Source organism: Pseudomonas sp. 43mfcvi1.1, assembly GCF_900115935.1.
GTDB lineage: Bacteria > Pseudomonadota > Gammaproteobacteria > Pseudomonadales > Pseudomonadaceae > Aquipseudomonas > Aquipseudomonas bijieensis.
The window spans coordinates 189,197-205,295 of record NZ_UETT01000002.1; the positions used below are offsets into that span (position 1 = coordinate 189,197).

The following is a 16,099-nucleotide window of genomic DNA, read 5'->3' on the forward strand; positions in this document are numbered from 1 at the left end:
TTTGAACGACCATCCGCCAGTTTTTTTTCATCCCGGCCAAACCGCTCCCGGACCGGCACGGCCCCTGCATTCATTCGCTCATCCGGCAATTCCCTGGCGACGATTCTCCGTCACAGGGAAAAACCACCGAACCAGAGCCTGTGCCGTCTGTCAGACCGACTAGGCTCAGACAATTCCATGCTCGTTCGAGGTCTCATCAATGACTCAAGAACCACTTGTTCGCGAAGCTGAAGTCGCTGCATTTCGCGACGCCGTTTTGACCAAGCTCACTTATGCCGTCGGCAAGGACCCGGATCATGCGTTTGATCACGACTGGTTCGAAGCCATTGCCCTTGCTGCCCGCGACCATATGGTCGAACACTGGATGGACCATACGCGGCAGATCTATCGCAAGGGCCAGAAGCGCGTCTATTACCTCTCCCTGGAATTCCTCATTGGCCGCTTGCTCTACGACAGCCTGAGCAACCTCGGCCTGCTGGACACTGCGCGTGAGGCCCTGACTGAGCTGGGCGTGGACCTGGAGCGCATTCGCCTGCTCGAACCGGATGCGGCACTGGGCAACGGCGGCCTTGGCCGTCTGGCGGCGTGTTTCATGGAAAGCATGTCGACCCTGGGCATCGCCGGCCACGGCTACGGCATTCGTTATGAGCACGGCTTGTTCCGCCAGGCGATCGTCGATGGCTGGCAGCAGGAGCAGACCGAGCATTGGCTGGATTTCGGTAACCCGTGGGAGTTCGAGCGGCCAGAGGTGGTCTACCCGATCGGCTTTGGCGGCAGTGTAGAGACCGTCACCGACGACGCCGGCAAGACCCGGCAAGTCTGGTCCCCGGCGGAAACCGTGCGGGCCATTGCCTATGACACGCCAGTGGTGGGCTGGCGCGGTGCCAGCGTCAATACCTTGCGCCTGTGGCGCGCCCGGGCGGTGGAAGACCTGCACCTGGAGCGCTTCAACGCCGGCGACCATCTGGGCGCGGTAGCGGAGGTGGCCCGGGCGGAAAGTATTTCCCGTGTGCTGTACCCGGCCGACAGCACCGAGGCCGGCCAGGAGCTGCGCCTGCGCCAGGAGTACTTCTTCGTTGCCGCCTCGCTGCAGGACTTGCTGCGCCGCCATCGCAACATGCACACCTCGGTGCTGACCCTGGGCGATCACGCGGCGATCCAGCTCAACGACACCCACCCGTCGATCGCCGTGGCCGAACTGATGCGGCAACTGGTGGACGTCTACGACGTAGCCTGGGACGCTGCCTGGCAGATCACCCAGGACACGCTGTCCTACACGAACCACACGCTGCTGCCCGAAGCCCTGGAAACCTGGCCGGTAGGGCTGATGGAGCGCATGCTGCCCCGGCACATGCAGATCATTTATCTGATCAATGCCCAGCACATCGATTCGCTGCGGGCCAAGGGCGTGCACGATTTCGATGTGCTGCGCTCGGTGTCGCTGATCGAAGAAGACAACGGTCGCCGGGTGCGCATGGGCAACCTGGCGTTCCTCGGTTCCCACAGCGTCAACGGCGTGTCCGGCCTGCATACCCAACTGATGCGCAGCACGGTGTTCTCCGAGCTGCACAAGCTCTATCCGGATCGGATCAACAACAAGACCAACGGCATCACCTTCCGCCGCTGGTTGTTCCAGGCCAACGCCGAACTGACCTCGATGATGGTCGATGCCCTCGGCCCGAGCGTGCTGGACAACCCCGAGCAGCGTCTGATCGAACTGGAGCCGTTTGCCGATAAACCGGCGTTTCGTAAACAGTTCGCCGAGCAGCGTCTGCATAGCAAGAAAGCCCTGGCTTACCTGATCCACGAGCGGTTGGGGATTGCCGTGAACCCGGCGGCGATGTTCGACGTGCAGGTCAAGCGGATCCACGAGTACAAACGCCAGTTGCTCAACCTGATGCACACCGTGGCGCTGTACCAGGCGATCCGCGCCGAACCGGAAGTGGACTGGGTGCCGCGAGTGAAAATCTTCGCCGGCAAGGCCGCCGCCAGTTACCACCAGGCCAAGCTGATCATCAAGCTGACCAACGACATCGCCCGAGTGGTCAACAATGACCCAACCGTGCGTGGCTTGCTCAAAGTGGTGTTCCTGCCCAACTACAACGTCAGCCTGGCCGAGAGCATCATTCCTGCGGCGGATTTGTCGGAGCAGATCTCCACCGCCGGTTTCGAAGCGTCGGGCACCAGCAACATGAAGTTCGGTCTCAACGGTGCGTTGACTATCGGCACCATGGACGGCGCCAACGTGGAAATGCATGAGCGCGTCGGTGGTGAGCACATGTTCATCTTCGGCTTGACGGCTGAGCAGGTGGAAGCCCGCAAGCGCAATGGTGAATTCAGCGCCGAGCCGGACATCGCCGCCTCCCATCGGCTCAATGATGTGTTGCAGGCGATTCGCGGCGGGGTGTTCTCGCCGGATGATCCGATGCGCTACGCCGGGCTGGTGGACTCATTGATCAATTACGACCGTTTCCTGGTCTGCGCCGATTTCGACGCCTACTGGGACGCCCAGGCCAAGGTCGAAGAACGTTGGCATGATTCCAAGCAATGGTGGCGTTCGGCGGTGCTCAACACTGCGCGCATGGGCTGGTTCTCCTCGGATCGGACCATCCGTGAGTACGCCACCGACATCTGGAAAGCCCTGGAATAGCATTTGCTGTAAGAAATGTGAGCGAAGCCCAACGGCGGTTGGGCTTCGTCGATATACTAAGCGCCAGTTTCGCCGGGCTGCGGTGTTGTCGCTCAGTCAAAAGTGTCCAATGTGGGAGCGAGCCTGCTCGCGATAGCGGTCTGTCAACCAACATCAATGTTGGATGTGAAGACCGCTATCGCGAGCAGGCTCGCTCCCACAGGGTTTGGGGCTTTCCACTAGACTGATCCAGGCACCGCATCACCCCGGTTACGCCCGCAACGGGCCGCTTAGGGATATCGACCATGCAATGGATCTTGACGCTGTTGGGCCTGGCACTCGGCTGGGTGGTGGACGAGTCGTTCGCCGATGCGCTGATAGGCGCGCTGGTGGGGCTTGGCATTGCCCAATCGTTTCGACTGGGCCGCCTGGGTCTCCAGGCGACCAAGCAACAGGTCTTGTTGCAAGAGGCCCAGCAGAGCTTGCTCACGCTGCAAGCCCGTCTGGCGGTTCTCGAACGCGGCAAGGTGGCCGAATCGAGTGATCCGGCCCCAGCACCCGAGGTTGTCGTACCCCAGACCGCGAAACCCGAGACGCGCACCGAGCCAGAGCTCATCTGGGAATTGCCGCCAGACCTCGAGCCCGTTCCCTCGATGGCCACCCAGGCCAGCCAGCCGTTGCCCGATGACGTTTGGAAGCCCGCGCCAGAGACCTCCAGTCGGCGTGCCCAGCGCGACTTTGCCCCTCTGCCTCTGGAACCGATGGTTGCGCAACCGACGGCGCCGCGTGGTCCTAACTTGTTCGACCGCGCCATTATCGGCGCGCGCAACTGGCTGTTCGGCGGCAACACGGTGCTGCGGGTCGGCGTGGTGCTGCTGTTCCTCGGCCTGGCGTTCCTGTTGCGCTACGCCACCGAAGGCATGGTGGTGCCGATCGAACTGCGTTACGCCGGCGTCGCGGCCAGCGCGTTGGGCCTGCTGGGCCTGGGCTGGTGGTTGCGTCAACGCAACAGTAGTTATGCGTTGATGCTCCAGGGCACCGGGATCGCCGTGCTGTACCTGACGGTGTTCGCCGCCATGCGCCTGCATCCGTTGCTCGATTCCAAGGCGGCCTTGGGGTTGCTGGTGGCAGTTACCGTGTTCTCGGCGATCCTGGCAATTACCCAGAACGCCCTGGGCCTGGCTGCGGCTGCGGCGCTGGGCGGGTTTGCCGCACCGATCCTGACGTCTACCGGCAGCGGTAACCACGTTGCCCTGTTCAGCTATTTCATCCTGCTTAATGCCGGCATCCTCGCGATAGCCTGGTTCAAGGCCTGGCGCCTGCTGAACCTGATCGGCTTCGTCGGCACCTTCGGCATTGGATTCGCCTGGGGCCTGCGTTCTTACACGCCGGAACTGCTCTGGAGCACCGAGCCGTTCCTGATTCTGTTCTTCCTCATTTACCTGGCGATCGGCTTGCTGTTCACCCGTCGCAAACTGTTGGAAATGAGCGATGCCCCAGAGGACGGCAGCCGCGACGCATTGCTGCGCTGGTCGGCGCGCAAGGGTGATTACGTCGACGGCACGATGTTGTTCGCACCGCCGCTGGTGGGTTTCGGTTTGCAGTTCGCCTTGGTGCAGCATTTGGAATTCGCCGCCGCGTTCAGCGCTCTGGCCCTGGGCATGATCTACATGGGCCTGGCCCGCGTGCTGATGGGCGGGCGCGCCTTGCTGCTGGCCGAAACCTGCCTGGCCCTGGGAGTGATTTTTGCCAGCCTGGCGATTCCCTTGGGGCTTGACGCGCGTTGGACCTCGGCGGCCTGGGCCGTGGAGGGCGCAGGGATTTTCTGGCTGGGCCTGCGCCAGCAACGACCCTTGGCCCGAGCGTTTGCCTTGTTGCTGCAATTGGGCTCGGCACTGGCGTTTGTCAGCGAGTTGCGCAACGGCGACGGCAGCCTGCTCGATGGTTCACCACTGGGGGCATTGATGCTCGGCGGCGCCTTGCTGTTCACGTTCTACCAACTGCTCAAGGCTGCGCCTGAACACTGTGCAGCCTGGGAGCGCCGGGGCCTGCCAGTGCTGGCGGTGCTGGGGCTGAGTTTCCTCTATCTGCTGGCACCGCTGTTCTTCCTCACTCACGGCACCGCCATCGCTTGGGCCCTGGCCGGATTGGCGACGCTGTTTGTCGGCCTGCGCCTGCAATCGCGCAGCTTCCTGTTCACTGCATTTGCGGTGCAATTGCTCGGTGGCGCGTTGTTCCTGGTGCGCTTGCAAGGCGCCGAAGGTGATTCGGCGGCGGTGTTCAGCGCGGGCTGGAGCGGTTTGCTCAGCGCCTCGCTGATCGGCCTGGCGTTGATTGGCGGCATGTTGCTGGCGGCACGCGACGATATGGTGCGCAACGATGTCCGGTTGCTGCGCGGCCTCTCAGTGGTGTTGCTGGCAGGACTGGTGCTGATCAATCTAGCGGTGCTGTTCGTGCTGCCATGGCAAACGGCGAGTGGCGTGTGGGCGGCCAGCGGCCTGTTGATCATCTGGCTGAGCCTGTACCTGAAACAACGCGTGAGCTTTGTCTTCGGCCTGCTGCTGCAACTGCTGGGCGGTGCGGCGTTTCTGACGGCAGGGCCGACGCTGTTGGGGCCGCTCAGCGCCGAGGATCTGCGGCCCTTGGCCCACAGCGGCTTCTGGACGCCGCTGGTGTTGGGGCTGGCAGCGCTGGTGGGGGCGTGGCGACTGCAACGGGCCCACGCGGCGCAGGAGTTGCAAGCCTTGGGCTTGCAGCGTCTGTCCGAGTTGCTGCTGATCTGGGGTGCCGGTTGGTGGGCGCTGGCGTGGGTCAGCGAAGTGCTGCGCTTCGCCCCGGCGAACCTGCAAGGTAGCTTGTTGCTGCTGGTCGCGGCGATCAGTGTGGCGGTGTGGACCGTCTTGGCGCTGCGTTTGAAATGGCCGGCGCTGGGGCTGCTGTGCACCTTGTTGATTCCGGCGGCGGGTTGCGTGCTGGTGGCGACGGGGCACGGCTACTATCACCCTGCCGCGGATTTCGGCTGGTTGGCCTGGCTGGCGGTATTTGCCGTGCACTTTTTCTCTCTCAAGCGCCTGGCGGCGATGCTGCCGGCCCGGGCGCGCAGCACGGCCCATGTGCTCGGTTGCTGGTTGCTGATGGCGGTGTTGATGCTGGAGTTGCGTTACGGCCTGCTGTTGCTGTCCGAGCAGTACAACGCTTGGCGCTGGCTGGGTTGGGCGATCCTGCCGAGCCTGTACCTGGTGTTGATGGCCGCGCCGCGTGCCTGGCCATGGCCGATCTCGGCCCAGTCGCGCGAATACCGGGTCTATGCGGCGGCGCCCATGGCGCTGTTGATGCTCGGTTGGTTCTGGCTGACCAACACCTTCAGCGATGGAACCGCAGAGCCACTGCCTTACGTGCCGTTGCTCAATCCCTTGGAGCTGGGCCTGCTGTTCGCCTTGTTCGGTGTCTATGTGTGGGCCCGCAACGCCGTGGCGCAATCGACGAATCGTTGGAACCGCGTCGGACACATCGCCCAGTTGATCGCTGGTGTGTCGCTGTTCGCGTTCTTCACTGCCTTGGTGATGCGCAGTGCCCACCAGTGGATGGGCGTGCCGTTCGAGCTCGATGCGCTGCTTGAATCCATGTTCGTGCAAGCCGGGCTGTCCATCGTCTGGACCTTGATCGCCCTGGGCCTGATGATCGGTGGGCACCTGCGTCACCGTCGAGAGGTGTGGCTGATCGGCGCGGCGTTGATCGCCGTGGTCGTGGCCAAGTTGTTCTTTGTCGAGTTGAGTAACCGTGGCGGTCTGGCGCGGATCGTGTCGTTTATCGGCGTGGGCGTGTTGTTGCTGGTGGTGGGCTATTTCGCGCCGCTGCCGCCCAAGCGCCCGGAAACGGCCTCGCCGGCCGAGCCGCCGATGCCTGTCAGTGAGGGAGTGTCGTCTTGAGTCGCAAGTTGAGTCGCATCGGACTGGGTGTGGTTGGGTTGTGGGTGGCATTGTCGGCTACGGCCCAGGAGCAACCGGCGGATTTCGCCCATCAGGTGCCCTTGGCCTTGAGCGGCGAAGGGCCGTGGTATCGCCTGCCGTTGCCACTGGACGTTCAGTTGCAAGCGCGGCAGACCGACCTGAGCGACCTGCGGGTCTTCAATGCGGCCGGCCAGGCCCAGGCCTACGCGTTGCTGCGCGAGTCGGCCCAGAGCCGGGAAAACCGTACCCTCACCGACGTGAAATGGTTCCCGCTGTACAACGCCGCCGATGACAACGAGCGTGCGCCCAGTGTGCGGGTGCAATCGAACGCCAACGGCACCCTGGTGGAAGTCCAACCCTCCAGCCGCCTCGAAGCGGGGGAGGAGGAACTGCGTGGTTGGCTGTTGGATGCCAGCGCGATCAAGGCGCCATTGCAGCAACTGATCCTCGACTGGACCAGTGAGCGGGACGGTTTCCAGCGGTTCACCATCGAAGCCAGTGACGACTTGCAGCATTGGCAGTCGTGGGGCGAAGGCCAGGTGGCACGCCTGACCTTTGCCGATGAGCGGGTCGAACAACATGAAGTGAGCTTGCCGGGGCAGCCGGCGCGTTACCTGCGGTTGCTGTGGGATTCGCCATCCTCCGCGCCGGTGCTGACCTCGGCCCAACTGCAAAGCGCCAGCCGCGAAAGTTTGCCGTTGCCACTGGTGTGGTCGCAGCCGTTGGCCGGCAGCACCGCGAAGGCCGGTGAGTACACCTGGCAGTTGCCCATGGGGCTGAACATCGAGCAGGTGCAGGTCGAGCTGAGCCAGGCCAACAGCCTGGCGCCGGTGACCCTGGCCGGGCGTCGAGAAAGCAGCCATCCGTGGCAATCGCTGGGCAGTGGCTTGCTCTATCGCCTGACCCAGAATGGCCAGGATGTGCTGCAAAACCAATTGCAACTGTCTGGTCAGACCGTGCAGCAATTGAAACTGACCGTGGACGAGCGCGGCGGCGGCCTGGGAACCGAAGCTCCGGCCCTGCGCTTTGCCGTACGCCCGACCCAGGTGGTGTTCCTGGCGCGCGGCGAGGGGCCTTATAGCCTGGCGCTGGGCAGTGCGACAGTCAAAGCGGCCAGCCTGCCATTGACCACCCTTGTGCCTGACTACAAGCCGTCGCGCCTGGCGACGCTGGGTACGGCGACGGTGAACGGCGTGGCCACGTCGACCCCGGCTGCGGCCACGGCAACCGCGCCTGCAACGGTCGAGACCAACTGGAAGAAAATCGGCTTGTGGGCAGTGCTGTTGATCAGCGTGCTGTTCTTGGCGGCGATGGCGTTCAGCCTGCTGCGCAAGCCGCCGGTCAAAAACTGAGGTGCTGCGCTCCCACACTGGATTTATGTCGTATACAAAATTGTGTCCGCAGAAGATCAAATGTGGGAGCGAGCCTGCTCGCGATAGCGTCCTCTCAATCAACAGAAATACCCAAGCGAGGCGCCAGCCCGTGAACTCAATCCTCCATATCCCGTCTCATAGGAGGAATTAAGTCCCGACTCGCGCTAAACTGCGCTGGTTTTTCCGCCCCCTATTCTTCGGAGCCGTCCATGTCCCGCGTTACCTTGAGTCGCTATTTGATTGAGCAGACCCGCAGCAACAACACCCCTGCCGATCTGCGCTTTTTGATCGAAGTGGTGGCGCGTGCGTGCAAGGAGATCAGCCACGCCGTTTCCAAAGGCGCGCTGGGTGGTGTCCTGGGCAGCATGGGCACTGAAAACGTACAGGGCGAAGTGCAGAAGAAGCTCGACGTGCTGTCCAACGAAATCCTGCTCGAAGCCAACGAATGGGGCGGTCACCTGGCCGGCATGGCGTCCGAGGAAATGGACAATGCCTACCAGATCCCGGGCAAATACCCCAAGGGTGCCTACCTGCTGGTGTTCGACCCACTGGACGGTTCGTCGAACATCGACATCAACGCCCCGGTCGGCACCATCTTCTCGGTACTGCGTTGCCCGAACGAATACCTGAGCCAGAACGAAGCCCTGAATGAAAAGGCCTTCCTGCAACCAGGCACCCAGCAGGTCGCCGCCGGTTATGCCATCTACGGCCCGCAGACCATGCTGGTGCTGACCCTGGGCGACGGCGTCAAGGGTTTCACCCTGGACCGCGAGATGGGCAGCTTCGTCCTGACCCACGAAGACATCACCATTCCTGAAACCACCCAGGAATTCGCCATCAACATGTCCAACCAGCGTCACTGGGAAGCTCCGGTAAAACGCTACGTTGAAGAGTTGCTGGCAGGCGAGGAAGGCCCGCTGAAGAAGAACTACAACATGCGTTGGGTTGCCGCGATGGTTGCCGATGTGCACCGGATCCTGACCCGTGGCGGTCTGTTCATGTACCCGCGCGACAGCCGTGAGCCGTCCAAGCCGGGCAAGCTGCGCCTGATGTACGAAGCCAACCCGATGTCGTTCCTGGTGGAGCAGGCGGGTGGCGCTTCCACCGACGGTCACCAGCGTATCCTCGACATCCAGCCTGAAGGCCTGCACGAGCGTGTGGCGGTGTTCCTCGGTTCGAAGGAAGAAGTCGCCCGCGTCACGGCCTACCACAAGGAATAAGGCATGGCCGAGCCCTGGCAGTCGTTGCTCGATTGGTGGTTTGGCTCAGCCGACACGCCAGACGAAATATCGGCTGACAAGGGCAAGCTGTGGTTTGGCAAAGGTCATGATCGCCAGGCGCGTGAGCGCTTCGGCGATCTGGTCGAGCAGGCACTGGCCGGTGGATTGACCGACTGGGCGCAACGCCCGGAAGGTTGGCTGGCCCTGGTGCTGCTACTCGATCAGCTCCCGCGAATGATCTTTCGCGACACTCCCAAGGCTTTTTCCGGTGACCTGCGTGCCCAAGCGCTGGTGGCCCAGGGCCTGGCGGCGGGTTTTGACCGGCAACTCAAGCCGATCCAGCGCGTGTTCATCTACTTGGTACTGGAACACTGCGAAAACCTCGCAGTGCAGAACGAAGCCGTGTCACGGTTTATCGATCTGGTGCGGGAGCAGCCTGAGGCGCAGCGGGCGGTGTTTGAAGACAACCTGGATTATGCCGAACGGCATCAGAAGATCATTGCCCGGTTTGGACGCTTTCCTCATCGCAATGCGGTGTTGGGGCGCGAGTCTACGGCTGATGAAATCGAGTTCTTGAACAGGCCTGGGTCCAGGTTCTGATTTTTTCTGTAAGGCTGATGCCGCTTTCGCGAGCAAGCCGCTCCCACAGTCGATCGTGTTTCCCTGAAGGAACTCGGTCAACTGTGGGAGCGAGCCTGCTCGCGATGGGGCCCTTGAGAGCGTTAGATCCGGAAACTCCCCACCAACTGCTTCAACCGCGCCGCCTGCTGTTCAAGGTCGGCACAGGCGCGCAAGGTAGCCTGCAGGTTTTCCACGCCTTCCTGGTTCAAGGTGTTGATCTCGGTGATGTCGACATTGATCGACTCCACCACGGCGGTCTGTTCTTCGGTGGCGGTGGCCACGGACTGGTTCATGCCGTCGATTTCACCGATGCGCTGGGTCACGCTGCCCAGGCGTTCGCCGGCCTGGTTGGCGATGCCGACGCTGCTTTCGCTCTGGCGCTGGCTGTCGGTCATGGTCAGCACCGCTTCCCGGGCGCCGACTTGCAGTTCCTCGATCATCTTCTGCACTTGCTGCGCCGAGTCCTGGGTCCGGTGGGCCAGGTTGCGCACTTCATCGGCGACCACCGCGAAGCCGCGTCCGGCTTCACCAGCCCGGGCGGCTTCGATGGCGGCGTTCAGGGCGAGCAGGTTGGTCTGCTGGGAAATGCTGGTGATCACCTCCAGGATCTGGCCGATGTTCACCGTGTTGCTGTTCAGGGTTTCGATGTTGCCGCACGAATCGCTGATCTTGGCTGACAACTGCTGCATGGCGGCGATGGTTTTATCCACCACTTGCTGGCCGTCTTCGGCCAGGCTGCGGGCATCGCTGGAGTGCTGCGAGGCGAGGGCGGCGTTCTGGGCGATCTCCTGGGCGGCGGCACCGAGTTGGTTGATGGCCGCGGCGACGCTGCTGGTGCGCGAAGCCTGCTGGTCGGAGTTGAACATCGACGAGTTGGACGCACTGACCACACGCAGGGCGACTTCGTTGACTTGGCCGGTGGCCGAGGCCACTTCGCGGATCGAGGTATGGATACGCTCGACAAAGCGGTTGAACGAAGTCCCCAGGGCGCCGAATTCATCGTGGCCGTGGATGATCAGGCGCCGGGTCAGGTCGCCTTCGCCCTCGGCGATGTCATGCATCGCGCGGCCCATGGTCAGCAGCGGTTGCATCAGCACGCGGATCAACATGCCAAGCAGGGCGATGATGAACACCACGGCAATGACCATGGCGATCAGTGCCGAAGTACGGAACTCGCTGAGCATCGCCAGCGCGGTGTCCTTGTCGAGCACCAGCGCCACGTACCAGTCGGCGCCCGGCACGCCGTTGACGTGGGTGAAGGAGATGAACTGGGTCTTGCCGTCGAGGTCGACTTCTTTCACGCCGGGGCTGATTTGCGGCGCGCCGTTGGGGTAGGCCTCGGCCAGGGTCTTGAGCACGCGCTTGCTGTCGGGGTGGATCAGGATCTTGCCGTCGGCGCTGACGATGAACGCGTGGCCGTGGCCGCCGAAGTTCAGCGAGTTGATGATGGCGCTGATGCTGGACAGGTCGATGTCCGCACCGGCCACGCCGATCATCTGGTTCTGGTGCTGCACCGGAGTGGCGACGGTGATCACCAGCTTGCCCGACGAAGCGGCGATATAGGGTTCGGTGACGATGGTTTGTTGTGCGCTGTTGGCGGCCTTGTACCAGCCACGGGCACGGGGGTCGTAATCGGCGGCGCGATTGCCGGCCGGTACCGAGAACATCACACCGTCGGTGCCGCCAAAATAGCTGAGCTGGAAGTTGCTGGTGTAGGCCGGCAAGCCCACGGCGCGCTTGAGGCTGTCGGCGCCGCTGCCGTCCACGGCGATCTGCTGGGCCAGCGATTGCAGCAACTGGATGCGACCTTCGACCCACGTCTGGATGTTACGGCTGGTCAGGCTGCCGAGTTCCTGCATGGAAGTCTCGGTGCTGGCGTGCAGGCTCTGGCGTTGACGATAGTCGTTGAACAGGATGAAACAGGCGAAAGCAATGGCCACCACAAGGGCGGCAGCCAACAGGATTTTATGGCTGAATTTCATGTTTCTGGTCATTAATAACACTACCGCGGGGGGATGAGTCAGGACGGGCTGTCAATTTGCCATAACGCAGGATTTTGCGCCGTTACTTTTTATCGGCGCAAAAGCCCGGCCCATCAGGCGTCAAGGGCCCAATCCCGACGAAAGGTACGACGCTGTCACAAATCGATTGATTCACCGATGAAACACCTCTGTACAGCCAATAAATACTGGGGGCGTCAGGGAACCAGATAGGGGTTTTCTCTTCTAAGGATCAGGTTGGCACCCTGCCACCTCCCTTCCGCTTCAGGAGTTACACCATGTCGCTGCGATCTATCGCCCTGCTGTTTATGTGCGTCGTGTTGACCGCATGCAGCAAGGTCAACCAGGAAAACTACTCGAAACTGTCGGCTGGCATGCCCAAGTCCGAAGTCGAAACGTTGCTGGGGAAACCGACCGATTGTTCAGGCGCGCTCGGCATGTCCAGCTGCACCTGGGGCGACCAGAAAAGCTTTATCAGCGTGCAGTACGCCGGTGACAAAGTGTTGATGTTTTCCGGCCAAGGCCTGAAGTAAACCGGGGCCATGGGCCCACGGGAGAAAAATAATGATGCGGTTAGTTTTTGTGCTTTTGGCTGGCCTGGTTTTGGCTGGCTGTGCCACTTCTGGCGAAGATCCGTTGGCACCCAAGACGGTCAACAGCGTCAATCTCAAGCGTTACCAAGGGACCTGGTATGAGTTGGCCCGCCTGCCCATGTATTTCCAGCGCAATTGCGCGCAATCGGAAGCTCACTACACCCTCAAGCCAGACGGCAACATGGGTGTGCTCAATCGCTGCCTGACCTCGGACTGGCAGTGGGAAGAAGCCAGGGGCACTGCCACGCCCCAGGTGCCGGGCAAGACCGACAAGCTCTGGGTCGAATTCGACAACTGGTTTTCGCGGATCGTGCCGGGCGTGGCGAAAGGGCAATACTGGGTGTTGTACGTCAGCGATGACTATAAGACCGCTATCGTTGGCGACCCGAGCCGTCGCTACATGTGGCTGCTGTCCCGTACGCCGACCGTCAATAGCGTCGTGCGCGAGGAACTGCTGAGCATCGCGCGCCAGCAGGGCTACGACACGACACGGTTGATCTGGCGAGCGTCGGATCGGCAGATGGCCAAGACTTCGGATTGATCGACGCCTGGGACCACAATGTGGGAGCGGGCTTGCTCGCGAATACGGTGTATCAGACACATAGATGTCGGCTGTCACACCGCATTCGCGAGCAAGCCCGCTCCCACATTTTTATCCGCGTTAGCCCAGCAGTTCGCGCAGCACCTGGGTAAACGCCCGGGCGCTTTCCTCTTCGCCGGCATGACGCCCATCGCGCACGACCCATTGGCCGCCGACCATCACATCGCGCACCTGACGATCCCCGCCGGCAAACAGCCAGCGATTGAGGATCCCGTCGCCCTGGGCCGTGGCCAGGTACGGGTCGTTGCCATCGAGCACCAGCCAGTCGGCGCGCTTGCCGATTGCCAGGGCGCCCACCGGTTGCCCCAGGGCCTGGGCACCGCCTTCCAGCGCCGCGTCAAACAGCGTGCGGCCGACCATCGGCTGATCCGCGCGATACAAACGGTTACGCCGTTGGTCCCGCAGGCGCTGGCCGTATTCCAGCCAGCGCAGTTCTTCCACCACGCTCAACGACACATGACTGTCGGAACCGATACCCAGGCGCCCACCCTGGGCGAGGAAATCCACGGCGGGGAAAATCCCGTCCCCCAGGTTGGCTTCGGTGGTCAGGCACAGGCCGGCAATCGCCCGACTCTTGGCCATGAGGCTGACTTCCTCGGCGTTGGCATGGGTGGCGTGGACCAGGCACCAGCGTTGGTCGACTTCGGTGTTTTCGTACAGCCATTGCAGCGGGCGGGCGCCGCTCCAGCTCAGGCAGTCGTCGACTTCCTTCTGCTGCTCGGCTATGTGGATATGCACCGGGCACTCACGGTCGCTGGCGGCCAGCACATCCTGGATCTGCCCGGGTGTCACGGCGCGCAACGAGTGGAAGCACAAACCCAGGGTCTGGGACGGTTGTCCGGCCAGGACCGGCTGCAAGCGTGACTGAAGCTTCAGGTAGTTTTCGCTGCTGTTGATGAACCGACGCTGCCCATCATTGGGCGCCTGGCCACCAAAACCGGAATGACTGTAGAGCACCGGCAGCAGCGTCAGGCCTATGCCGGCGGCGCTGGCGGCGTGGCTGACGCGCAAGGCCAGCTCCGCCGGGTCGGCGTAGGGCGTGCCGTCGGTGTCGTGGTGCACATAGTGGAATTCGGCGACCGAGGTGTAGCCGGCCTTGAGCATTTCGATGTACAGCTGGCGGGCGATGATGCCGAGTTGATCGGGGCTGATTTTTCCGACGAGGCGATACATCAAGTCGCGCCAGGTCCAGAAACTGTCGTTGGGATTGCCGGCCACTTCCGCCAGCCCGGCCATGGCCCGTTGGAAGGCGTGGGAGTGCAGGTTCGGCATGCCCGGCAACAGCGGACCACCCAGCCGTTCGGCACCGTCTGCATGGGAGCCGGCCTGGATATGGGTCAGCACGCCCTCGGCGTCGACCTCAAGACGTACATCATTGGCCCATCCATTAGGCAGCAGCGCGCGTTCGGCAAAGAAGGCGGACATGGTTCAACCTCATTGTGCGTAATTTGTATATACATATACAGACGTTTGCCTGGCCGGTAAACTCCGGCAAGCTAGCAACCTTATCCGCAGAACAGGGAACCGCCGTGCCGACTCCGCCTGCCAAACCGCCGCTGGCCGCAAACATGGGTGACAGTCCGGCGCCCTTGTACGCCCGCGTCAAACAGATGATCACCCAGCAGATCGACAGTGGAAACTGGCCGCCGCACTACCGTGTGCCGTCGGAAAGCGAACTGGTCAGCCAGTTGGGTTTCAGCCGCATGACCATCAACCGTGCCCTGCGGGAAATGACCGCTGATGGCCTGTTGGTGCGCATGCAGGGCGTCGGCACGTTCGTGGCCGAGCCCAAGAGCCAGTCCGCGCTGTTCGAAGTGCATAACATCGCCGACGAAATCGCCTCCCGTGGTCATCGCCACACCTGCAAGGTCATCACCCTCGAAGAAGAGGCGGCCGGTTCCGAGCGTGCGCTGGCCCTGGACATGCGTGAAGGCCAGAAGGTCTTCCATTCGCTGATCGTGCATTTCGAGAACGACATTCCCGTGCAAATCGAGGACCGTTTCGTCAACGCATTGGTGGCGCCGGACTACCTCAAGCAGGATTTCACCGTACAAACGCCCTACGCCTATCTGAACCAGGTCGCACCGCTGACCGAGGGCGAGCATGTGGTCGAGGCGATCCTGGCCGAGCCGAGCGAATGCAAGCTGCTGCAGATCGAAAGGGGCGAGCCGTGCCTGTTGATCCGCCGTCGTACCTGGTCCGGACGCCAGCCGGTGACCGCCGCACGCCTGATCCACCCGGGCTCGCGTCATAGTCTGGAAGGACGGTTTCATAAATGAGTGACTTGAAGGTTTTACGCGCTGCGGATTATCCACGCATGCCATGGAAAAACGGCGGCGGCAGCACCGAGGAAATCACTCGCGATGCCGGAACCGGCCTGGAGGGTTTTGGTTGGCGTCTGTCGATTGCCGATATCGCTGAGTCGGGCGGTTTTTCTACATTCACCGGTTACGAGCGGATCATCAGCGTCTTGCAGGGTGACGGCATGACACTGAACGTCGATGGCCAGGTTACGCGGCCATTGCATCCGCTGGACCCCTTTGCGTTCAGCGGCGAAAGTCATGTCTTTTGCACGTTGCTGGGTGGACCGATCCGTGACTTCAACCTGATCTATGCACCGCAGCGTTACCGCGCGCGGTTGCAGTGGATGGGGGGGCAACAGCGGTTTTTCAGCGAGGCAGGGACGGTGCTGGTGTTCAGCGCGGCCCCGGGATTGGCGATCAAGATTGGCGAGTCCGCCATCAACCTGGGCCTCTACGACTGCCTGCAATTGAGCGGTAACACCGGGCTGCTGGACATCTCCAGCCACGGCCAGTGCTGCGTGATCGAGTTGACGGCCCACTAATTTCAGCTTCTTGAGTACCCTGTGGGAGCAAGGCTTGCCCGCGATGCAGGCGATGCGGTCTGCCAGAAAATCGAGTCGCCTGCGTCGCGGGCAAGCCTTGCTCCCACAGATAAATCCCCTCGCCACAAGGTACCAGCCTGCTGTTTCTGTACGCACCAACTTGTTACCGAATGCCCCAGCGTGGCGCAATACCACGCTTTTGTGCCTCGCCGATTTTCCCCTCGAAAACCCTCTTAAAAAATTTCATGCAGCTCAGCAGCCCTTAAG

The 16,099-nt window shown here is 62.2% G+C and carries 11 protein-coding genes; 9 read left to right on the forward strand and 2 right to left on the reverse strand.

The window, feature by feature from the left end; genetic code table 11:
* Positions 1 to 199 precede the first annotated feature (199 nt).
* From DTP52_RS04240 to DTP52_RS04260, 5 genes are all read left to right on the forward strand, one after another.
* Positions 200 to 2,650, forward strand: coding sequence for a glycogen/starch/alpha-glucan phosphorylase (locus tag DTP52_RS04240; protein ID WP_109751995.1), 2,451 nt, complete (start codon positions 200 to 202; stop codon positions 2,648 to 2,650).
* Between the two features lie 284 nt (positions 2,651 to 2,934).
* Positions 2,935 to 6,558, forward strand: coding sequence for a DUF2339 domain-containing protein (locus tag DTP52_RS04245; RefSeq protein WP_109751996.1), 3,624 nt, complete (start codon positions 2,935 to 2,937; stop codon positions 6,556 to 6,558).
* Positions 6,555 to 7,931, forward strand: a complete 1,377-nt coding sequence (locus DTP52_RS04250) for a DUF3999 domain-containing protein (RefSeq protein ID WP_109751997.1) — start codon at positions 6,555 to 6,557, stop codon at positions 7,929 to 7,931. Before DTP52_RS04245 ends, DTP52_RS04250 begins: the two co-directional genes overlap by 4 nt.
* Before the next feature lie 230 nt (positions 7,932 to 8,161).
* A complete protein-coding gene (locus DTP52_RS04255; RefSeq protein WP_109751998.1) occupies positions 8,162 to 9,172 on the forward strand; it encodes a class 1 fructose-bisphosphatase in 1,011 nt (336 codons plus the stop codon).
* A gap of 3 nt (positions 9,173 to 9,175) precedes the next feature.
* Positions 9,176 to 9,772, forward strand: a complete 597-nt coding sequence (locus DTP52_RS04260) for a DUF924 family protein (protein WP_109751999.1) — start codon at positions 9,176 to 9,178, stop codon at positions 9,770 to 9,772.
* Positions 9,773 to 9,894: 122 nt separating this feature from the next.
* Here the strand turns inward: DTP52_RS04260 and DTP52_RS04265 are convergent, their stop codons facing one another.
* Positions 9,895 to 11,787, reverse strand: a complete 1,893-nt coding sequence (locus tag DTP52_RS04265; protein ID WP_204334266.1) for a methyl-accepting chemotaxis protein — start codon at positions 11,785 to 11,787, stop codon at positions 9,895 to 9,897.
* A gap of 284 nt (positions 11,788 to 12,071) precedes the next feature.
* On the opposite strand from DTP52_RS04265, the gene DTP52_RS04270 reads away from it, so the two are divergent.
* Together DTP52_RS04270 and DTP52_RS04275 are read left to right on the forward strand one after the other, a co-directional pair.
* On the forward strand, positions 12,072 to 12,326 hold the full coding sequence (locus DTP52_RS04270) for a lipoprotein (protein WP_018608002.1): 255 nt from the start codon (positions 12,072 to 12,074) through the stop codon (positions 12,324 to 12,326).
* A 31-nt stretch (positions 12,327 to 12,357) separates the two neighbouring features.
* Positions 12,358 to 12,927 (forward strand): lipocalin family protein, encoded by a 570-nt coding sequence (locus tag DTP52_RS04275; protein WP_109752001.1) that lies wholly within the window; start codon positions 12,358 to 12,360, stop codon positions 12,925 to 12,927.
* A gap of 120 nt (positions 12,928 to 13,047) precedes the next feature.
* Here DTP52_RS04275 and DTP52_RS04280 read toward each other — a convergent pair whose 3' ends face one another.
* Positions 13,048 to 14,412 carry a formimidoylglutamate deiminase gene (locus DTP52_RS04280; RefSeq protein ID WP_109752002.1) on the reverse strand — a complete coding sequence of 455 codons (1,365 nt, stop codon included), beginning with the start codon at positions 14,410 to 14,412 and terminating at the stop codon, positions 13,048 to 13,050.
* A gap of 143 nt (positions 14,413 to 14,555) precedes the next feature.
* Here DTP52_RS04280 and hutC point away from each other — a divergent pair, with 143 nt between their 5' ends.
* Both hutC and DTP52_RS04290 read left to right on the forward strand, forming a co-directional pair.
* Complete coding sequence (gene hutC, locus DTP52_RS04285; protein WP_170845945.1) at positions 14,556 to 15,266, forward strand: histidine utilization repressor; 711 nt, start codon at positions 14,556 to 14,558, stop codon at positions 15,264 to 15,266.
* Positions 15,263 to 15,832: a HutD family protein gene (locus tag DTP52_RS04290; RefSeq protein WP_109752003.1), complete on the forward strand. Its 570-nt coding sequence runs from the start codon at positions 15,263 to 15,265 to the stop codon at positions 15,830 to 15,832. The genes hutC and DTP52_RS04290 overlap by 4 nt, the downstream gene beginning before the upstream one ends.
* The last annotated feature ends 267 nt before the right edge of the window (positions 15,833 to 16,099 follow it).